Annotated in this window: 17 protein-coding genes; 12 read left to right on the forward strand and 5 right to left on the reverse strand. The window is 33.8% G+C overall.

Features of this window, described 5'->3' with window-relative positions; genetic code table 11:
• The 10 genes from Q0893_RS15970 to Q0893_RS19600 all read left to right on the forward strand — a co-directional run bounded on the left by Q0893_RS15970 (position 1) and on the right by Q0893_RS19600 (position 10962).
• Positions 1–2760, forward strand: coding sequence for a CHAT domain-containing protein (locus tag Q0893_RS15970; protein ID WP_299277516.1), 2760 nt, complete (start codon positions 1–3; stop codon positions 2758–2760).
• Between the two features lie 58 nt (positions 2761–2818).
• Positions 2819–4438, forward strand: coding sequence for a thioredoxin domain-containing protein (locus Q0893_RS15975; protein WP_299277519.1), 1620 nt, complete (start codon positions 2819–2821; stop codon positions 4436–4438).
• Positions 4439–4562: 124 nt separating this feature from the next.
• A complete protein-coding gene (locus tag Q0893_RS15980; protein ID WP_298903701.1) occupies positions 4563–4772 on the forward strand; it encodes a hypothetical protein in 210 nt (69 codons plus the stop codon).
• Positions 4773–4817: 45 nt separating this feature from the next.
• Positions 4818–4982 (forward strand): hypothetical protein, encoded by a 165-nt coding sequence (locus Q0893_RS15985; RefSeq protein WP_299277522.1) that lies wholly within the window; start codon positions 4818–4820, stop codon positions 4980–4982.
• A gap of 86 nt (positions 4983–5068) precedes the next feature.
• Positions 5069–5269, forward strand: a complete 201-nt coding sequence (locus Q0893_RS15990; protein WP_298903703.1) for a hypothetical protein — start codon at positions 5069–5071, stop codon at positions 5267–5269.
• 81 nt (positions 5270–5350) lie between these two features.
• Positions 5351–5536 (forward strand): hypothetical protein, encoded by a 186-nt coding sequence (locus Q0893_RS15995; protein ID WP_298903704.1) that lies wholly within the window; start codon positions 5351–5353, stop codon positions 5534–5536.
• Between the two features lie 81 nt (positions 5537–5617).
• Positions 5618–7807 carry a peptidase domain-containing ABC transporter gene (locus Q0893_RS16000; protein ID WP_299277527.1) on the forward strand — a complete coding sequence of 730 codons (2190 nt, stop codon included), beginning with the start codon at positions 5618–5620 and terminating at the stop codon, positions 7805–7807.
• A 2-nt stretch (positions 7808–7809) separates the two neighbouring features.
• On the forward strand, positions 7810–9099 hold the full coding sequence (locus Q0893_RS16005; protein WP_298903706.1) for an HlyD family efflux transporter periplasmic adaptor subunit: 1290 nt from the start codon (positions 7810–7812) through the stop codon (positions 9097–9099).
• A 156-nt stretch (positions 9100–9255) separates the two neighbouring features.
• Positions 9256–9408 carry a hypothetical protein gene (locus Q0893_RS16010; protein ID WP_299277531.1) on the forward strand — a complete coding sequence of 51 codons (153 nt, stop codon included), beginning with the start codon at positions 9256–9258 and terminating at the stop codon, positions 9406–9408.
• Positions 9409–9819: 411 nt separating this feature from the next.
• A complete protein-coding gene (locus Q0893_RS19600) occupies positions 9820–10962 on the forward strand; it encodes a T9SS type A sorting domain-containing protein (RefSeq protein WP_367180679.1) in 1143 nt (380 codons plus the stop codon).
• 67 nt (positions 10963–11029) lie between these two features.
• On the opposite strand, the gene pafA is transcribed toward Q0893_RS19600, so the two are convergent.
• Positions 11030–12709: an alkaline phosphatase PafA gene (pafA, locus tag Q0893_RS16020; protein WP_299277534.1), complete on the reverse strand. Its 1680-nt coding sequence runs from the start codon at positions 12707–12709 to the stop codon at positions 11030–11032.
• A gap of 109 nt (positions 12710–12818) precedes the next feature.
• On the opposite strand from pafA, the gene Q0893_RS16025 reads away from it, so the two are divergent.
• A complete protein-coding gene (locus Q0893_RS16025) occupies positions 12819–13556 on the forward strand; it encodes an ABC transporter permease (protein WP_298903710.1) in 738 nt (245 codons plus the stop codon).
• Positions 13556–14323 carry an ABC transporter ATP-binding protein gene (locus Q0893_RS16030; protein WP_298903711.1) on the forward strand — a complete coding sequence of 256 codons (768 nt, stop codon included), beginning with the start codon at positions 13556–13558 and terminating at the stop codon, positions 14321–14323. Before Q0893_RS16025 ends, Q0893_RS16030 begins: the two co-directional genes overlap by 1 nt.
• Before the next feature lies 1 nt (position 14324).
• Here the strand turns inward: Q0893_RS16030 and Q0893_RS16035 are convergent, their stop codons facing one another.
• The 4 genes from Q0893_RS16035 to Q0893_RS16050 are packed head-to-tail and all read right to left on the reverse strand — an operon-like array spanning position 14325 to position 21531.
• The gene (locus Q0893_RS16035) at positions 14325–15806 is read right to left on the reverse strand and encodes a DUF389 domain-containing protein (protein ID WP_298903712.1); all 1482 of its coding nucleotides are present in this window, start codon (positions 15804–15806) and stop codon (positions 14325–14327) included.
• A 2-nt stretch (positions 15807–15808) separates the two neighbouring features.
• Positions 15809–16888, reverse strand: a complete 1080-nt coding sequence (locus tag Q0893_RS16040; protein ID WP_299277539.1) for a mannose-1-phosphate guanylyltransferase — start codon at positions 16886–16888, stop codon at positions 15809–15811.
• Positions 16881–17489 carry a SprT-like domain-containing protein gene (locus Q0893_RS16045; RefSeq protein WP_299277542.1) on the reverse strand — a complete coding sequence of 203 codons (609 nt, stop codon included), beginning with the start codon at positions 17487–17489 and terminating at the stop codon, positions 16881–16883. The genes Q0893_RS16040 and Q0893_RS16045 overlap by 8 nt, the downstream gene beginning before the upstream one ends.
• 7 nt (positions 17490–17496) lie before the next feature.
• A complete protein-coding gene (locus Q0893_RS16050) occupies positions 17497–21531 on the reverse strand; it encodes an FG-GAP-like repeat-containing protein (RefSeq protein WP_298903715.1) in 4035 nt (1344 codons plus the stop codon).
• Positions 21532–21552: the final 21 nt, after the last annotated feature.

A 21552-nucleotide genomic window follows, 5' to 3' on the forward strand; every position in this document is an offset into this window, starting at 1 on the left:
ATGGGAAAGAGAACAATCACTTCATATATTCAATATATACTTGTAATTCTCTTTTCCTTTTTTATTCACTTCTCCAGTGCTGCTCAAGATGCTTCTGAAAGCTACACTAGCATAAAAAATCTAAATCTTCCTTCTAAAGACACTGAACAAAAACTAGATAGTTTGTTTCAATCTTATGAGGATAAACAAAATTACAAAGCGCTATTCAACGATGCTTATCATTATGCCAGATGGTTATATTCTCAAAAGCCGAAGCAAATAGATAAAGCCATAAGTATTAGTCATAAGGCCATAAATTCTACAACAAAAGATTCATCCTATAATGACAGTCGCTTAGGCAGTTTAATGCATAATCTAGCCTATTTTTATAAGTATCAAAATAACATTCCAGATGCGTTAGCTACGTATCAATCGATTACTGAAAAAGTAAAATCTTTGAACCAAGTTTCAGATGCCTATTTAAGACTGGGTGAACTCTCTAGGCTTTCTGGTGATTTGTACAAGTCTGCCGAATATTACGAGGCTTCAATTGCCTACGCAAAAAAAGACACCTTAGTCGATCCAAAAATTTCGAGGTCAATAGATGCCAGTATTATATATAAACTTATTGCAACGCCCAAAAGCTACGAACGCGGTATTGATCTATTGGAAGAAGCTGAAAAAGCTATCGTAAATAACACCATAGATGTATCAAAATTAAAAGCTAAAACATCTTTCTTTTTATACAATCATTTAGGCAACATTTACAATGAAAGCGGAAAGCACAATTACGAAAAGGTCAAAACATATTATGATAAAGCATTAGCTATTGCTATTGCCTCTAAAAACACCAGAGATATTGCTTCCATAAATAACGATTTAGGCTTTTTATTAATTCAAAATGAAGACCCGAATGCTATAACTTATTTAGATAATGCTTTGTCCTACCAACCAAATACAGAAACTACAGCCATTATTTATAGAAATAGAACTCGGCATTTTTTGCTTTTAAATGATGAGCAACGTGTTTTTGAGAATCTTCAAAAGTCATTTGAAACGCTTATCCCTAACATAGATAGCGCACAATTAAATAATGAAACCCTATCTCTATGTACATACAAATCAGGTCTATTAACTACGCTCATAATGCAAGGGCAAGCATGGTTGAAATTTTATGATCCTTCAAAACCCGAAACTCATGACTATCTTTCTAATGCGCTACGTGATTTTAAACAAGCAGATGATTGGGTTGATTTAATTCGCTTTAATAGTAATGAACAAAAAACGAAGTTGTTTTGGAGAACCATAGCTTCTGATATTTATACTAATGCAACTAAGGTTTGTTTTTTATTAAATAAACCAGAGGAAGCGTTTTACTTTATGGAAAAAAACAAGTCGTTACTTCTTTTGGAAGATATAACGCTTCAGCAACTTAAAGAAAAAGCCAATATTCCGTTAGATATTCAACAAGAAGAACTTCGCTTAAAACGTAATATAGTTGCTTTTACCGAGGACTTCGCAAAGGAAAAAAGTGCAGATCGAAGAGACACTTTACGATTACAAATGCTCCAGTCAAAAGCCTTATATGAGCGTTTTCTAGATTCAATTAATACAGATTACAAACAGTTTTATATAGGTCAACAACCTGCAAAAATTTTAACATTAAACGAGGCTCAAAAAACCCTTAGTGATGCTGATACAGTATATCTAAATTATATTTTGAATGACCAACATGGTTATGGCTTACTTATTACAAAAGACTCAAGTACTTTTTTTGAAATTGATAAGGTTTCAGAATTACTAAAAGATGCCACTCAATATCGTAAACTATTGGAAACACCTTTTGTTAATCAAGGCAATATCGACCTATACAATGAAGTATCCAAGGCTATGTATATTAAGTTATTTCCTAAATCAATTCATGCCAGTATTGAAGGAAAAAAACTAATTATAATTCCAGATTACTATCTTCAAAACATACCTTTTGAAGCCCTAAAAACCCTGGATAATAACAACTACCTCATTCAAAGTAATGATATTACTTATGCATATTCTATTTCTTTTTTAACCGAAAACAGCAAAAGACAACGTATTAATGACACACAGTTTTTTGGATTGGCACCAATTAATTTCACACAGAATTTGGTGAGTTTACCAAAAAGCAAAGAGGAAATAGAAAACATTTCGAAGTTGTTTTCTTCAAACATTTATATTAATGACAGTGCCTCTTCAAAAAACTTCTTTGATAACATAAACAACCATAGCATTATTCATTTAGCATCGCATGCCAACGCAAATGACAGTTTAAATCCTTGGATTGCTTATTCAGATAAAAAAATATCATTAAATGAACTTTACCTTAGTGAGAACTCTGCAGATTTAGTTGTATTAAGTGCTTGTCAAACGTCACTAGGCACTTTGAATAAAGGCGAAGGCGTTATGAGTTTAGCTCGAGGTTTTTTCAACACTGGTTCAAACTCAGTGTTATCATCGCTTTGGAATGTGAATGATAAATCCAGTTCAGAAATTATGATTGGTTTTTATAAAAACCTAAAACAAGGAAAAACCAAATCTGAGGCTCTGCGTTTATCAAAGTTAGATTATATTAATTCTCATGAGCTTAGTGATGCTTCCCCCTACTATTGGGCATCTTTTGTACTCATTGGAGATTCAGAAGCAGTGCCTTCTCTAGAAGGAAATTCTAAGCATTTGTTACTAATTATTGGTGTCATTTTAACACTTCTACTTTTAGTGTTTTTATATTTTAAGTTAAAAAAATAATTTTTTGGGTAACAGAATTTAAGTTGTTGAAACATTACACAAACAACTTCTATTTTTTATGCAAAATAGCCTAGCATTTTTAACTCAAGAATTACTAAAACGTCATGCTATTTCTATTGACAAGAAAGAGCTTTATTTTCAAATTGAAAGCCATCCATCATATCCAAGTTTACATGCTATTACTGGAGTTTTAGATCATTTTAATATTGATAATATTGCTCTCGATATTCCTAAAACAGAAGAAACATTAGCACAACTACCTAAAACGTTTTTAGCTCAAATTAATACAAACGATGGGCTCGAGTTCGTAATTGCCGTTAATGAGGGTCTCCATTATCAACTTATCAAATCTTCAAAGCAAAAAATAACGGTATCAATAAAAGATTTTTTACAGTTATTTACAGGAATTATTGTTGGTGTTGAAAAATCTGAATTTATAGTTGAAGACACCCAAGCAAATTTAATGTTTAATCAAATCTTAATTGTATTAAGCATCATCACGGTTATAGGCATATTCTTTATGATAAAGCCTCCTATTCTAACGCTTTCTTTTTTAGTAATAAGTTTAGTTGGACTGGTATTAAGTATTGCCATAAAAAAACAAGAACACGGACAAGAGACAGTTTTAGGACAGGCATTTTGCTCTAATGAATCTGAAACCAAAAATTGTAATGCCGTCTTAACATCTAAAGGTGCTTTTCTGTCAAAGAACTATAAATTAAGTGACCTCAGTATTATTTATTTTATCGGACTTTCATTAACCACGTTTAGTCTTATTTTATTGAACCAAACATTAACAGTGCCTTACCTTATAAGTGTGGCAACTCTTCCTATTACCATCTATTCCATTTATTATCAGTCTTTTGTCTTAAAAACATGGTGTTTTCTGTGTTTGAGCATTGTTGGTATCTTATGGATACTATCTGTTTTTATATTTGTTGATAGTACAAGCGTAGCGATCGATTCTAGTTTAAAAATCCCTGTGGTCTTAGGAGCTTTCAACTTCATAATAACTCTTATAATATATAACATTATATCACCAAAACTTAACGAATTAAAAGCCTTAAATAGAACAAAGGTTGACTTTCATAAGTTTAAAAGAAATTTCACCCTTTTTAATACGCTACTGGAGAAATCAAAACCAATTAATACGACAATAACTCATGATTTTTCAGGCATAATAATGGGCAACCCTGAAGCTAAACTCGAAATAATTATCGTCACTAATCCTTTTTGTGGCTACTGTAAATCTGTTCATGCTTCAATTGAAAACATTTACAGAAAATATGGCAAGAATGTTATGCTCCAAATTAGGTTTAATGCTAACCCGAGTGAACAGGATCATAAAAGTACAAAAGTGGTTATAAGATTATTGGAGCTATATCATGTTAACGGTCTAGAATCTTGCATGATTGCCATGAATAGTATTTATAATAATCCAAATGAAATCTCGTGGTTAAAAGAATTCGGTGCATGTAGCAACGCTGAGTACTATAGTGCTATACTAGAAAAACAATATAAGTGGTGTGTAGACAACCAAATCAATTTCACACCAGCAATTTTAATAAATGGTAAGAGCTACCCTAACGATTACAGTAGAGACGATCTTATTTTATTTATTGAAGAATTGCATGAAAACTGTTGTATTGAGCATGCAGATTTACAACTAACAACATAAACAACAAAGCCCTTATAAATAAGGGCTTTGAGCGTTGAACAATATTCTCTCGCGAAGAATAGACACACACTGTGAGTGTCTCTAAATGTTCACAGCAAATATAATTTATTAAAACTTTTTAATTATGAAAAATTTGCAAAACATGAAAGGTGCAAAAGCACTGAGTAAAACACAGCAACAATCAATTAATGGTGGTGGCTTACAAAAAGCAGGAAACGTTTGTAGTCAAGTATGCCCAAATGGAGCCTATGGTCACAGGTGTGATCTTCATGCCGGTTGCCCTGGCTCTAATGATGGCATGTGTGATGGAAATGGTGGTTACTACTTACTGTAACACTTTTTCAGATTTTTTAAATACAAATATTAAAATTTAAACAAAATGAAAAATTTGAAAGGAGCAAAAATGCTAAGTAAGCAAGAGCTCCAAACTGTTAAAGGAGCAGGACCATGTCCTGTACCACAAACTCAAGCGCAATGTCAGGCTATAGGTGGTTATTGGCTACCTAACAATATGTGCTTGCACTGGGTTAACTACTGCTTATAAAGCAGAAGAGTTGCATTATTCAGTAGGACGCAAGCTGTGAGCGTCTTTAAATGTTCACAGATTTAAATATTTAAAATTCATATAAAATGAAAAAATTAAAAAATATAAAAGGTGCTAAAGCACTTGATAAAAAGGAACAACAATCTATCAATGGAGGAATGCCAACACCCGTACCAGTCAACAGACCATGTGGTGACACAGGTGGAGCACCAGTATCTTCTCACTGGTGTATTATTGGAACTGGAGGATTCATTTGGTATAACGGCGTTTGCTACGTTTGTTACTAATCATAGAATTTAACAAAGTAACTAGCTCTTTTAATTAAGGGCTAGTTTCTAAAAAAATATAAATATCAAAATTTAAACAAAATGAAAAAGTTAAAAAATTTAAAAGGTGCTAAAGCACTTAGTAGAGAACAACTACAATCTATTAATGGTGGAGATGCCAAGGCTGATTGCGAAAGTGGTGGAGGCACATTTACTTGTGAAGGAGGGCCTTGGTTCTATGTTTGCACTTGTAGTTGTCCAAATCATCACGGTCAACAAAACAAATAAACTTTAGTAGTCGATTCAATTATGAATCGGCTACTATTTAAAAAAATTCAGACTTATTAGAACCTTTTTTAGCATAAAGCATTGAGAAAATTCCCTTCATATAAACAAATAGAATCCAAAGATTGCGGACCAACCTGTATCAAGATTATTGCTAAACACTACGGCAAAGTCATTAATGCAGAGCAACTACGAAAACTAAGTGAAACTACAAGAGAAGGTAGCAGTTTACTTGGTTTAAGTGATGCCGTAGAAAGCATAGGGTTTCATTCTATAGGTGTGAAAATTTCATACGACAAACTAAACGAAGTTCCTTTACCTTGCATTTTACATTGGAATAAGAACCACTATGTGGTTATCTATAAAATAAAGAAAGATATTGTATACATTTCAGATCCCGGTCATGGTCTAATTACATATACCAAAGAAGACTTTATAAAGCATTGGATTGGCAATAACGCCAACGAAAACACAGAAGAGGGTATCGCCTTATTATTAGAACCCACACCCCTATTTTACGAAGAAGAGTTTGATAAAGATGAAAACAGTTTTGGCTTTGGTTTCATTTCAAAATATTTATTTAAATACAAAAAATTTATTATCCAACTCATCATTGGACTCTTAGCTGGTAGTCTGCTACAACTTATTTTACCTTTTTTAACCCAAAGCATTGTTGATGTTGGTATCAAAAATCAAGATCTTAATTTCATATACCTCATATTAGTTGCTCAACTGTTTTTATTTATTGGAAAAGCGGCACTTGAAATTATAAGAAGTTGGATTCTTCTTCATCTCAGTACTCGAATTAATATTTCACTAATCTCAGATTTCTTTATCAAATTAATGAAATTACCTATTTCATTTTTTGATGTAAAGATGACTGGAGACCTCCTTCAGCGTATTAACGATCACAGTAGAATTGAACGTGTATTAACGACCTCATCATTATCGATGTTATTTTCATTTTTCAATCTTATTGTTTTCAGCTTTGTTTTAGGTTTTTATAGCCTTCAAATCTTTGGAGTTTTTCTTTTAGGTAGCCTACTCTATATAGGTTGGGTTCTTTTCTTCTTCAAAAAACGAAAAAAATTAGACTACAAACGCTTTTCACAACTTGGTCAAGAGCAAAGTAAGGTTATTGAACTTATCAATGGTATGCAAGAAATCAAATTGCACAATGCCGAAAAACGCATGCGCTGGAATTGGGAATTTACACAAGTTAGATTATTTAAAATTGCAACAAAAAATTTAGCACTGGAACAAACACAAAGTGTTGGGTCTAATTTTATCAATGAACTAAAAAATATGTTCATCACCATTTTGTCTGCAAAATTAGTTATAGATGGTGAAATCACTTTAGGTATGATGCTCGCCATTACTTATATCGTAGGTCAATTAAATGCTCCTATTACTCAATTAATAAGTTTTATGAGAGACATTCAGGACGCCAAAATATCTCTTGAACGTCTGGGAGAAATTCATAATAAAGAAGATGAAGAACATATTAATGATGATAAAATAACCGATATCCCAGAAAATGCATCCATCATTCTCAATAATGTTACTTTTCGATATACGGGTGGTTTAGAACCTGTTATAAAAGACCTTTCTCTTACGATTCCAGCAAATAAAACAACCGCCATTGTTGGTGTTAGTGGTAGCGGAAAAACGACTTTAATGAAGTTGTTACTGCGGTTTTATCATGTCGATAAAGGAGATATTCAAATCAATAATTTTAATCTAAATAATATTTCACAAAAAGTTTGGAGAGACCATTGCGGTGTTGTCATGCAAGAAGGTTACATTTTTAATGACACTATTGCCAATAACATAGCTGTTGGTCACGACCATATAGATAAAGATAAACTGATACATGCTATAGATGTTGCCAACATTTCCGACTTCATTAATGGCTTACCGTTAGGGTTAAACACAAAAATTGGTGCTGAAGGCTCTGGGTTAAGTACTGGTCAAAAGCAACGCCTTTTAATTGCTCGTTCTGTATATAAAAATCCTAAATTTTTATTTTTTGATGAAGCCACATCAGCTTTGGATGCCAATAATGAAAAAGTCATTATGGAAAAACTAAATACATTTTTTGCAAATAAAACTGCCATTGTAATAGCACACAGATTAAGTACAGTAAAAAACGCACATCAAATTGTTGTTCTAGACAATGGAAAGGTTGTAGAAATAGGTAATCATGAATCTTTAATAAAACAAAAAGGAAACTATTATAATCTCGTTAAAAATCAACTCGAATTAGGAAAATAATTATGCCAATCAATACAACAGATATAGAATTACGAAGTGAAGAAGTTCAAGATGTACTTGAATCTGTACCTCATTGGATGATACGCTATGGTAACATGGTTCTTTTGGCACTCATAATAATGTTGCTATTTATATCGTGGTTTGTTAAATACCCAGATATTATTACCTCTGAAGCTGCTGTAACCACAAAACTTCCTCCTCAAAAAAAATATGTACGGCTATCAGGTAGATTAGACTCGCTGTTTGTAAAAGACAATCAAATGGTAAACAAAGGTGATATCTTAGCACTTATTGAAAATCCAGCTAACTATAATCATATAAAACGTCTTAAATCTACTATAGATACTATAAAACTCAATGACAAAAAATTCTCTTTTCCTTTGGAAGAACTTCCAATTCTATTTTTAGGTGAAATTGATTCTGAATATGCGCTTTTCGAAAACAGCTATTTACAATATCAGCTCAATAAAGAACTTCAACCTTTCTCTAATGAACAAAACGGAAATAGGATTTCAAAGGCACAACTATACGCCCGACTTAACACACTTAAAAATCAAAAAACAATTCAGAAGCAGGAACTAGATTTTCAGAAAAAAGAATTAGAAAGACATCAAAAACTCTTTAATAAAGGTGTGATTTCAAAACAAGAAATTGAATCTAAAGAACTGGTATATCTGCAATCCGAGCGTAATTACGCCAATATGGATGCTTCTATATCTCAAATCCGTGAGGCTATTGGAAATGCAAACACCAATACCATTAACACCACAATAAATCAAACCAAGGAAGACATAGGTCTCCTAAAAAACGTTATCCAATCTTTTAACCAGCTTAAAAGGGCTTTAATTAGTTGGGAAATGAAATATGCCGTGGTATCAGATATGGATGGAAAAGTTGCTTTTTCAAAATTATGGGTTACTAATCAACGTGTTAATCAGGGCGATTTATTATTTACAATTATTCCAGAAGAAAATTCTGCTTATATCGCAAAACTAAAAACACCAGCACAAAACTCTGGTAAAATTAAAACTGGACAAACAGTAAACATTAAACTGGAAAATTATCCCGACACAGAATTTGGAACAATCCAAGGTCATATCAAATCCATATCTCTTTTACCAGATGAAAATGGATTTTACCTTATCACCGTATCGCTTCCAGACAAACTAATAACCTCGTATAAAAAAGAGATTCCTTTCCGATATGAAATGCGTGGTTCGGCAGAAATAATAACAGAAGATTTGAGATTAATAGAACGCTTCTTTTATCAGCTAAAGAACGTATTTAAATAACAATAACATTCTCGCGAAGAACAGACGAGAGCTATGCACGTCTCTAATGAACCATAGCACATTTTAATTTAAACTTTTAATTATGAAATATTTAAAACGCTTAAAAGGTGCAAAAAACACTAAACAAGAAAGAGCAAAAAAGAAATTAATGGAGGTATGACACCAATACAATTATGGGTTGGGACAGGTACTGCCAGTGCTAGTATTGTTAGTCACTCTAGCGCACGTATTAGTTATAAAGGTAAATGTACAATTAACGCTTACTTAGTGGCTTGTACTGGAATTGGAGATCAATTTTGGTTCTATTAATTTTTTTCTGATCTCTATTATTGGGAAAGCGAAAGCTTTCCCTTTAATAATAAATACTTCTTTCACTTTAAAGTCGTTAAAAACTCCTGCCCTCACTTCTCTATTCTACAACATGCTTCCCAAATGTTAAAAATACTTCAAGAGGGTAACAAAGCAAATAAGCCAAGAACTCTTAACAAACAATTTCAATTGAAAAGTTGATTATTAAATGACACTTCAATGTCATATTCATTCATAGTGATATGCGCTAGGTTAAGCCTAAAAAAAATAGGTTTCTAATAGTAACAACTGTTTAACAAGATTTTGTTTAAGATATCAATGCATTATATCCTGTGTCTATCTACAAACACATAATTGTGGGTCGCGGAAACTGAAAAGCGTAAGAGTAAGTATCATAAAATAATGAAAATAATGAAAACTATTACAAAACTGTCATTCTCAGTATTGGTTTTACTTTTAAGTTTAAACCTGAGTTACGGTCAAAAAGGAATTAGACCGATAGATGATTGCAACTTAATTGATATTCATCAACCCTTAAATAATCCTAGTTTATTCAACTGCACATTTAGTTGGCATGTAAAAGAAGATTCTGGTAATACACTTAACTATCAATTTACAGTAAAGAATTTATCCAACAATCAAACCGAAATATTAGCATTTGGTTCTGGCAATAATATCTTTAGTACGTCATTCGACTATAGTAATTATGCTGGAGGAACATATCAAGTATGTCTAACACTTTCTGTCCCAAATGGGTCTAGAACGCCTTGTCAAGAAACTGTTTGTACAACATTTACACTACAAGATGATGATGGTGATAATATACCAAATGAATGCGACAATTGCCCAGATGACTACAATCCTAGTCAAACAGATAGCGATAATGATGGTATAGGAGATGCATGTGAAGATATAACTGTTGAAGGTTGCGAAGCCTCAGTTGATGACATTTGGTGTAATGTCAATAACGGACCAAATTCTGCAACTTACCCAACACTAATAAATAGTGAAGTATTACTCACAAATCCATTTTCAAATCCAGCTTCTGGTTATGTGCGCTGGAATGACGCCTATCTAAATGGACAACAGGCTGCTGGTGGTGTTTTTGGAAACTTGGCTGTTGGTGCCCAAAATCTTCTATTCCCATCTCAATTTTATGTGAATATTTCTACTCAAACAACAAACTGGCCATCTGGATTCTATGTACCAATGGAAGTTAAATATGTAGATAATGTAACTGGAGCTGAATGTTATGTAACGTTAAATCCACTTATTACTGATCCTTGTGATTCCATTGGACAGCAAAGAGATCATTCGGAAGATGGAATTAAGGTTTACCCTAATCCAACAAATTCAAAGTCTGATATTAAATTTGAAGGTATTGATCTTAACGACATAAATTCTATAGAGGTTTTAGATTTACGCGGAAATTCTAAATCGAAAACGAATCCGTCGACTAATACATTACGTTTAAAAAACTTAGCACCAGGCATGTATGTCATAAAATTTGACACTAAAGATGGTGTCAAACTTAAGAAAATCATTGTTGAATAATTTTCTCAGTTGCTAAACAAAAAGCCTTAAATACATCAATATTTAAGGCTTTTTTATTTTATCATTTTTAATCAATAACGAATTCAAGTGGTTGACCAGTAGCGGCATTTGGAAAGCTAATTCCCAAAAGAGCTGATAGCGTAGGCGCAATATCTGGAATTATTGTTTTCTGGTAAGTACTTCCTTGCTTAATTCCTTTTCCGAAGAACAACAAAGGCACATGCGTATCATAATTTAATCCGCTTCCATGAGTAGACCCTGTTCTGCTGTATGAAATAAAGGCTACATCATTAACAACAATAACATCGCCAGAGCGCTTTTGATTATATCCATTTTGTAACAAAGATTCAATCCCTTCTGTAAAATTAGCAGCATTCATTGTTGTTGCCGAATATGCTTTAGCTACATTATCGTATGTTATTTGTTCATTAACAATAGCCTGTTGTACATCGCTCAAATCTAAACCTAGTTCCATTATTTTAGCTCTATTGAGAAAAATTTGATTGTTACTAATATTCTCTAAAATATCTGCAGTTCCATAAGTCGCTTTTAAAAAGGCTTGGAATTTTTCTTTTCTGTCACTATTGCTAACGTAACCAGCAGGAATATTAACCGAACTTAAATATGAAGGTACGTTTACAGCTCCATGATCAGCAGTTAAAAAAACGGTATACTCCCCAGCACCAACTTGTGTGTCTAAATAATTAAATAATCGTTCTAAATCCTTATCTAATCTAATATAGGTATCCTCTACCTCTTTAGAATTTACACCAAAGTTATGACCAACATAATCGGTACTTGAAAAACTTAGTGCTAATACATCTGTAAATTGATCTTTACCTAACCCCTCTCCTTCAATAGCTGCTATGGCGAAGTCTGTTGTTAGACTATTTCCGTAGGGGGTTTCTTTTAAAATATCGAAGCCACTATTATCCACTTTTAATGCAGCCAAATCATATGGAAACACGGCTTTATCTTTTCCTTTAAATCCTCTTTCGAAGGTGTTTTCATCGCTTCCGCTTTCAACATATGTCGATATATCATATAAAGTATTCCATTCTTTAAAATAAGATTCGGCTTTATTAGATGTATTAAAATCTGTTACCCATTGCGGCAAAGCATTCATATAAAATGTACTCGTAATCCAAGCACCTTCATCTTTTCCGTGAAACCAATATGCGGCATTAGCAGTATGACCTGCTGGTAAAATTGCACCTCTATCTTTTAACGATACACCTATGGTCTTTCCTCTCATCTGACTAAATAATCTATTTTCGTCTGCAAATGTTGTCGTTTGCATTCTATGAGGAGACATTTTACCTGCATTATTTGTTGTTCCCACTGGTGCCACATTATCATCTCCTGCACAATAAACAGATGTCTTTAATTCTTTATCATACCAATAGTTGCTAATAACACCATGGTACTTAGGGGTTGTTCCTGTATGGACTGAAGCATGACCTGGCCCTGTATATGTTGGTATATAATTAAAATGATTATTCTTGCAGTTAAATCCTTCATTAATCATACGTTTAAATCCGCCCTGTCCAAACTTATCATAAAATCGTGTTAGATAGTCATATCTCATTTGATCAACGACAATACCTACAACCAATTTAGGTCTACTATTATTGTCAATAACATCTTGGGTTTCGTTACTATCATTAGAATCTTCCTTCGGCATTTGAGCTGCACAGGACATCATAAAAAGTAATCCGAAAAACAAAAGAAAAATGCGTTTTATCATGGTCATAGAGTTTTGAACTTCAAAAATACAGATTTTAGTTTATCATCTTTTAAACTTAAGGTTAAATAAGTCTATGTAATTTTTTACTTTAGCGGTAACAAATTTCACTATGCAATACCTTCACAATATTGGCGCTTATTTTTTAATGATTGCCGAAATGTTTCGCAAACCCACAAAATGGTCGGTTATGCGTACACTTATCTTAAAAGATATTGATGATTTAATCATTGGCTCTTTAGGAATTGTGGCTTTTATTTCGTTTTTCGTAGGAGGCGTAGTTACGATTCAAACAGCTTTAAATATTAGTAACCCTTTAATTCCGAAGTATTTGGTTGGATTTGCCACAAGACAATCGGTAATTCTAGAGTTTGCTCCCACATTCATTTCTATAATTATGGCTGGTAAAGTAGGCTCTTTTATTACATCAAGCATTGGTACAATGCGGGTTACGGAACAAATTGATGCCTTGGAGGTTATGGGAATTAATTCTTTAAATTATTTAGTATTTCCAAAGTTTATCGCTTTAATGTTATATCCTTTTGTCATTTCTATTGCAATGTTTTTAGGTGTTTTAGGAGGACTGGTAGCTGCGGTTTATGGCGGATTTGGAACATTAGAAGATTTCGTTTTAGGAGTTCAAACAGACTTTATTCCATTTCATATTATCTACGCTTTTATTAAAACATTTGTATTTGCTTTCATTTTAGCAACAATTCCATCATTTTATGGCTATTATATGAAAGGTGGTGCTTTAGAAGTTGGTAAGGCTAGTACAACTTCATTTGTATGGACTAGTGTTGTTATTATTCTGTTGAATTATGTACTAACCCAATTACTCTTAAGCTGATGATAGAAGTTAAAAACATACAGAAATCGTTTGGTGATGCTCATATATTAAAAGGTATTTCAGCAACTTTTGAAAAAGGAAAGACAAGTTTAGTCATTGGACAAAGTGGATCTGGTAAAACCGTATTTTTAAAATGCTTATTAGGTTTATTCTCTCCGGAACAAGGAAGCATAGCCTATGACGAAAAAATATATTCGGAACTTTCTGATGATGAAAAACGAAATTTAAGAGCAAAAATGGGTATGGTGTTTCAAGGTAGTGCACTTTTTGATTCCATGACCATTCAAGAAAATGTTATGTTTCCTCTACGTATGTTTACTAAACAAAGTAAAAGTGAAATGGAGGATCGAGCAGATTTTGTATTAAAACGCGTGAATCTAGAAGGTGCACACCACAAAATGCCAAGCGAGGCCTCTGGAGGTATGCAAAAACGTGTTGCTATTGCAAGAGCAATTGTTAATAATCCAAAATATCTATTTTGTGACGAACCTAACTCTGGTCTTGATCCAAAAACTGCTATCGTTATCGATAATCTTATTCAGGAAATTACAGATGAGTATAATATTACAACCGTTATTAACTCACATGATATGAACTCTGTTATGGAAATTGGAGAAAAAATAGTGTTCTTAAAAGACGGACTTAAAGCATGGGAAGGCTCAAAAGAGACTATTTTTAAGACCGACAATGAGGTTGTGACAGATTTTGTATACTCGTCCAATTTATTTAAAAAAGTACGTCGTATGTACTTAGACGAAAACGATTAGGTTAGTTTCTTTTAATCACAACAGTATCCGTTTTCAGTTCTTTTTGCAACCACTCCTGTAGCGCTTTTTCCTGAACCAGTACTAAACTATCATTTAGAGAAACCTTCCATCTCACATTGGCCATTGTTACTGTATCAATATTGATAAAATCTTTAGACTCTAACATCTTAGAATATCCAAAATACTCCAAATCATTAAATCGAACCTTAGCATCTCTAGATAAATCGGTAAATGATACTGACGTCTGAGAGTTGCTTGACTCCACTTGCCTATTTAAGTTAGTAATACTCTCTTCCAAATTTTTGATTTTTTCATTAAGACCATCGATAATGATTTTCTTCTCATCAAGCTCATCAATAGCCCTATCATAAGCATCAACGATTTTATCAAAACTTCTATTCTTATTTCCTTCAATGTTTAATTTAAAGTCCTTTATCTTATCATAGTTTTTTATTTTATTTTCTAAATTTCTAACCATTTGATCAGAAACTTCTCCATTAAAATAAAGTGTAATTTCTTTATCCTTCCAAACAGGCATATCATCTTGATTTTGCAACCAAAGTTCATTGTTGGAAGTCACTTCTTCTTTTAAAAATTTCTTATAATCACTTTCTAATCCGCTTTGTTTTATAAAATTCACAAAGGTCCAAATAGCTGGGGCCATAACTAGTAAAGCAACCAAAGAGGCTAATTGGGCAATACGTTTACGTTTTTTTGAATTGGCATATTTGAGCATCGGAAAACGCAAAATTTTCAACACTAAAAACGTTGCTAATGCGATAAAGATGGTGTTAATTGTAAATAAATACATCGCCCCAACGAAAAAGTCCCAGTTATGTGCTAAACCATAACCTGCCGTACATAATGGCGGCATTAAGGCTGTGGCAATTGCAACACCAAAAATCACAGAGGCAATCGTTCCTTTTTTGGTTCGTGCAATTATTAAAGCCGCTCCACCAAAAAAGGCTATAAGTACATCTCTCACATCTGGTTTTGTTCGACCAAAAATCTCATTTGTTTCAATTTCAGCAGTGGGGAAAAATTTAAAAAACAAATAGGCCGTTAATAAACTCAGTACGATCATCGTTGCCAAATTTATAAGCGACTTTTTTAAGGTATCAATATCATTTACTGCAATAGAAAAACCTATTCCTAAAATAGGTCCCATAAGCGGAGAAATTAACATGGCTCCAATCACTACAGCTGTAGAATCTGCATTCAATCCAACCGAAGCCACCATAATCGAACATACTAAAATCCATGCTGTAGCTCCCTTAAAAGGAATATCATTCTTTATCGCTTCAATTGTAGCATCACGATCTGTATCATCTCTAAAATCCAGTAACTCATTTAAAAATCGCTTAGTGCTTTGCCATAGTCCTTCGGCATCTTTTATAACGGCTTCTTTAGACTCTTCTACGGCCTGTTCTTTATTGGCTTTTGAATCTTCCTCAGAAAAATTAAATTTATTTTCGTCACTCATAATTATCCGTAATGTTCTCCAAATTTATCCTTAACTTTTTGGAGTACTTTTTTAATATCTTGTTCTTTAGTCTTAGGAAAGATAAGCAAAACTTCATCTTTATCTACAATAATATAATCTTTCAATCCGTCTACTACAACCACTTTGTCGGTTTTAGTACGTATCATATTTCCCGAAGCATCCTCTGTTAATGTTTGGGCATTAACCACGGCATTTTCATTTTCATCTTTATCTAATTTATCGTATAGACTACCCCAAGTACCTAGATCGTTCCAATCAAAAGTTGCTGGTATAACAAATACGTTTTTTGAATGCTCCATAATGGCATAATCTACCGAAATATTTTCGGCCTTACCATAATTATCTCGTACGAAATCATCTTCAAAATCGGTATTATAAACATCATAGCCCGATTCAAATAACGCGTAAAGTGTTGGCTGATTATTTTTAAACGCTTCAACAACACTTTTTACGCTCCACATAAAAATTCCTGCATTCCAAAGAAAATTTCCTTGAGTAATGAACGCTTTTGCCGTTTCATAATTTGGCTTCTCTCTAAATTGATTAACGGCCTTGATATTTGCAACGTTAGATTTATCGAATTCGATATAACCATAACCTGTATTTGGAAATGTTGGCTCAATACCTAAAGTCATCAAAGCATTGTTTTGAGAACAAAAATCAAACGCCTCCTTTACATTCTCAGTAAATGCCTGCTCGTCCTCAATCCAATGGTCGCTTGGTGCTACAATCATTACGGCATCTTCGTTTTCTTTTTGAATCTTCAATGCTGCATATAAAATACAAGGTGCTGTATTTCGCATTGCAGGTTCTAAAACCACTTGGCGCTTCGTTACTTCAGGAAGCTGCTCAAGTACCAAATCATTGTAACGTTCGTTAGTAAGAATGAATATATTCTCCTTCGGAATTAACTTCGACAGCCTATTAAACGTTTTTTGAATTAAGGTATCTCCCGTTCCTAACATATCATGAAATTGCTTTGGAAAACCTTGTGTACTCACTGGCCAAAATCTCGAACCTACTCCTCCAGCCATTAAAATGGCATAATAATTTTTATTCATTTACTTCTTTTAATAATTCTACCTCAGCATTAGGGTTGAACAAATACGTACGTCCTGTGTTTAACTCAACACTTTCAAACCGCTTAACCCGTTTATGTCCCATTTTAAACACTCTGCCATTATATAACTTAAAAGTGCTTCCAAAAGGTACTTCAAAAATATAAGTTTTATCGTTAGGTTCATCAAATTGTTTTAAAGCTAAGGCCATTTTTACATCTGTATCGCTACTTGCTTTTGGGTTTTTAAAGTGATTTGCTAGCAAAGGTAACAGGTCTAGCGGAAAAACCTCAGGGTTTAAAAATGGTAACATTAAATGCTGAAATGTTCGTTTCCATTCTATTCCATGCGGTTTTATAGACTTTCCGTAAGTTTTATATGCTTCAAAATGAGCAATCTCATGAATTAAAGTAATTAAAAACCGATAACAATTTAAGTTAGAATTTACAGAAATTTGATGCTTTCCGTTAGGTAACCGTTGATAGTCACCATGCTTTGTTTTCCGTTCTGATTTAACTTTAACAGTTAAATTATCATGATCTAAAAGGGCAATGATTTTAGGAATAGCTTGCTCCGGAATATACGTTTTAAGTGTATGCTGCATAACCAAATTAACGCTTAATAATCAACATTTTAGACTCATCATTAATATTTAGAAAATATAAGCCCGCAGATGTTCCTTTAGGAATCGTAAGTTTTGTAACACTACCAAACTCGTTAAATTCTGTTTTAAGAATATTAACTTGTCTTCCTCTTATGTCGAATATAGTTATCACATCCTCAACCGCAGTGTTGGTTATAAAAATCTCACCATTTGTTACTGGGTTAGGATATATAATTTGCTCGGTAGGTTCAATTACTACGTCTTCTCCACTAAAATAAGGTACGGCGAAAGCAAAAGCATCATTACCAACTTTCTCTCCAATTAATCGTCCAGGGATGTCATCGGCTGGAGGGTGAATACCTCCCCAAATTCTTGACAAACTCGTTTGGTCCGACGCATCTCTATAAGTGGCCCATTGTAATTTTATATCAACAGAAGGCCCTTGTTCAAATACTAAAAAATCATTTTGCCTCGCTACAAATTCTCCAAGTCCTCCTGGAAAAAATGGACTTCCAGTTACCTTCGTTAGTACTTCAGAAGCTGCTCTAGAATACGTAGAATGACCAGATACATAACCTGCAAAAGGAGGTGTTACAAAAGTAGGACGCTGATAAGGCCACCAATTTTCGGCAAGAATCCAATCAACTCCTGCTATATCTGTCGTTTCGTCATCAATAAAATCTGGTCCTTTCCAAGTAAATAACTTTATCTTACCAACATGCTCGTTATCTTCTCCTCTCAAAGGATCTGATGGTCCGACCACCTCAATATAGCCTTCCATCAATGGCAATCCAGCAACATTATAATTATCCTGAGTCTCGTCCGAGCTTTGACCAAGCAACGCCATATTTCGTATTGCTGAAATCGGCCTAACATAATCATACCATCCTTTTATACTCCAAGCTGAAATAGCAGAATCATGCATAGCTCCTCCCAATATAAAATAGGTTTTTACATCCCATTCTAAATCGGAAAGCACATCCCCTTCCCCTTCAAATTTTTTCTCAAGAAGTGGATGTTCGCTCACATAATTTAAAATAGTAAACCAATGTCCTGGCGGTGTCTCAGAATCTGGTCCGTCTGCCCAAAATTCTGCTAATACTCTTGCGTAATCACCTCTTGGAACCAATTGTGGGTCATAAGGCTCTCCAGTTACCGGATTTATATTATGGCCTGTACCTATATCACCACCTTCTAGAATATTGTAAAAGTTGGGATAATTAGCATAGTTTGTTGGAAACGTTGAAATATCAGTGTTTCCAATAGCACCAGGAGAAATATCCCAAAGAACGCCATCTCCTGGATCAAGGTGAGCCCCCCAAATAGATACCATAGAAAACCCAAGTTTATAAGCATCACTAGATGCGTCGTTTGTTGTTAGATTAAGATATGGCGGATCACTAGGATCATTATAAACACGATAAGAATCACCCTCGCGCTGAAAAATTGTACTATCATCTTGAGGCATGGCAAAAGGGTGTACATTTCCCCATTCCGGGCTTAAAAATTCGACGGTTGAACCCTCTATTAAATTTCCACTCTGATCTATAAACGTATTCAAACTTAAAGGCTGCCAACGATTTGGATCAAACATGAACTCTGTTGTTGGAACATTTGGCGCCAAAGGCTGGTTAACTGAAAAATAGTACTGATTATTAAAAAAATTCAACTCTTGAGAGCCATCTCCATTTCCGTAGTTAATTATCACTTCCGCCACATAATTTCCTAAAGCCGCTGCATTTCCAAACTCATAAAGCGTAGACACTGCAAAGGTCGTTTCATATCCCAACTGTTCCATAACTAAATCAAACAATTCCTGTAGTCGTGACGAATTTGGTGCATTTTGAAACCTATAACTCAATAAACGATACATGGCATAACTTATGGCCTTTTTACGGGATTCTTCAATAGATTCTAACGGAATAAAATCTAGCAATTCTGTCGTAAAGTTATTTACAGTATTTCCTATAAGATATGGTCGCGCTTCATCATCATAAATTGCCCATATATCATACATGGCAACGCTAGAGTGAAACAAATTACGCGCATGAATAGTTGGTCTTGCAAAGTCATTCCTAATTGCTTCTAGTAAAACTTCATTCCATAGTCTAGCAATAGAAACATCCTCAGGAAGATCATTTGCATTTAGCGTAACTTCTAAATGTTGTTCTTCACTAAAACAGTTACCATCATTCTCTCTAACACTTAAACTTCCTGTTTCATTTAGATTCCATTTTACAATTACTGTGTCAGTATTCTGTCCATCTAAAAGCTCTCCTCCAATAACTGTCCAACTAGCCGTAGAATTAGGTTCTATAGGATATGTATAAATCTCCTCTGCTAAAAAACCAGCGGTTGTATTTCCTGAAATTGCGTTTGGACTCAAATAAGTACAAGTACCATCATCTAATGTAGCTTCTGGATTATATGTACAGGAAAATGGATCTGTACACCCATAAATTTTCTGACTTGGAGCAATATCTAGAACCTCTAAACCTTCACCTTCTATGACTCTAACTGTAGTATCTACATCCAAGTCTTGAAAAACCTCTATCAGGCCAGATGGCCATTTAATTTCTAATTCTACGATTTGAGTCTCTTCTGCTAAGCCAAAATGAACTGCTTGTAAACTTTGAGATAAAAACCCAACACCTGTATAATATCTGCTATAAATACCAGAGTTTGTGGTAAGTTTTAGAATTGTACCAATGGCATCACGGTTGGATACTGTCCCTTGCAACATGACCTTAAACCAATGTAAGGAACTTTCTTCATCAAAGCTAAGAAGTTTGTTTTCGTATAAAATAGATTGCTGATCGGCATTAGTAACATAAATATCTAAATCACCGTCATTATCATAATCAAAATCGATAGCTTCCACGCTAACTGTGGCGGCATTAAAATTGACGTTATCTGAAGCGTCTTCAAAACCAGACATTCCTTCTGAAGCCAAATTTGTATAATAGACATTAGCCTCTGTGGTTCGTTCTTCAAATTCGTAACCATTAACAATAATTAAATCTTCATCACCATCTAAATCAAAATCTGCAAATCTTGTTCCCCAAGCCCATCCTGTTCCTGTAATATTATTAATAGCTGTAACATCTGTAAAATTATTAGCTCCGTCATTTTGCAACAAACTATTCTCATCTATTCCAGTAATAAACACATCAAAAGCACCATCGAGATTAAAATCTCCAAAAGCAACTCCCATGTCATCAATAGTATTATCAAGTCCGTAACTTTGAGCATCTTCAACGAATGTCGTTCCATTTTGATTCATAAATAAGCTATTAGGCTCGTTAAAATCATTAGAAACATACAAATCCATCCAGCCATCTTTATCAATATCAAAAGGAACAGCTGTATAACTTGCGTAAACGCCATTATCTTCCATATTAGTCTCAACCGTAACATTGGTAAATGTACCATTGCCGTTATTTCGGTATAATGAATTGGTTCCACAAGCATCCCAGTCGTTCACATAAATATCTAAAAATCCGTCATTATCATAATCAAACCAGGTTGCACCTGTATGTCTACATTCACTAACAGCATCCAACCCCGCACCTTCAGTTACCTCGGTGAAATCGCCTTCCTGATTAATAAGAAGTTGTAATCGTTCAGAATGCGTAAGTAGTAAATCTGGATAACCATCATTATTATAATCTCCCCAAGATGCCCCATGCTTAAACCCTTTCAAACCAAAAAACGGTTCAATATCTTCATCTAAAGATAATAGATTGCTTAAACCAGCCTGACCAGTAACATCTGTAAAAGTACCATCGTTATTATTTCTAAATAATTTAGAAATAGTCGTTTCATCTCCCAATATATCTTTGGTAAGGGTCACAACATAGATATCAAGGTCGAGATCATTATCATAATCGGCTACAGCAACGCCATTATTATTAGCCAAGCTGCCTAATCCCGAAATAACTTGTGCCTGCTCAAACTGTTGAGCATTGAGCAATGCAGTACATACTAAAATAAAAAAAGCAAAGCTCCTTTTAAGAAAGAAAAAAGGTATTGTTTTATTCACGAGTTGGATTTTTTATAAATA

It is taken from the genome of uncultured Psychroserpens sp., assembly GCF_947494225.1.
Taxonomy (GTDB): domain Bacteria; phylum Bacteroidota; class Bacteroidia; order Flavobacteriales; family Flavobacteriaceae; genus Psychroserpens.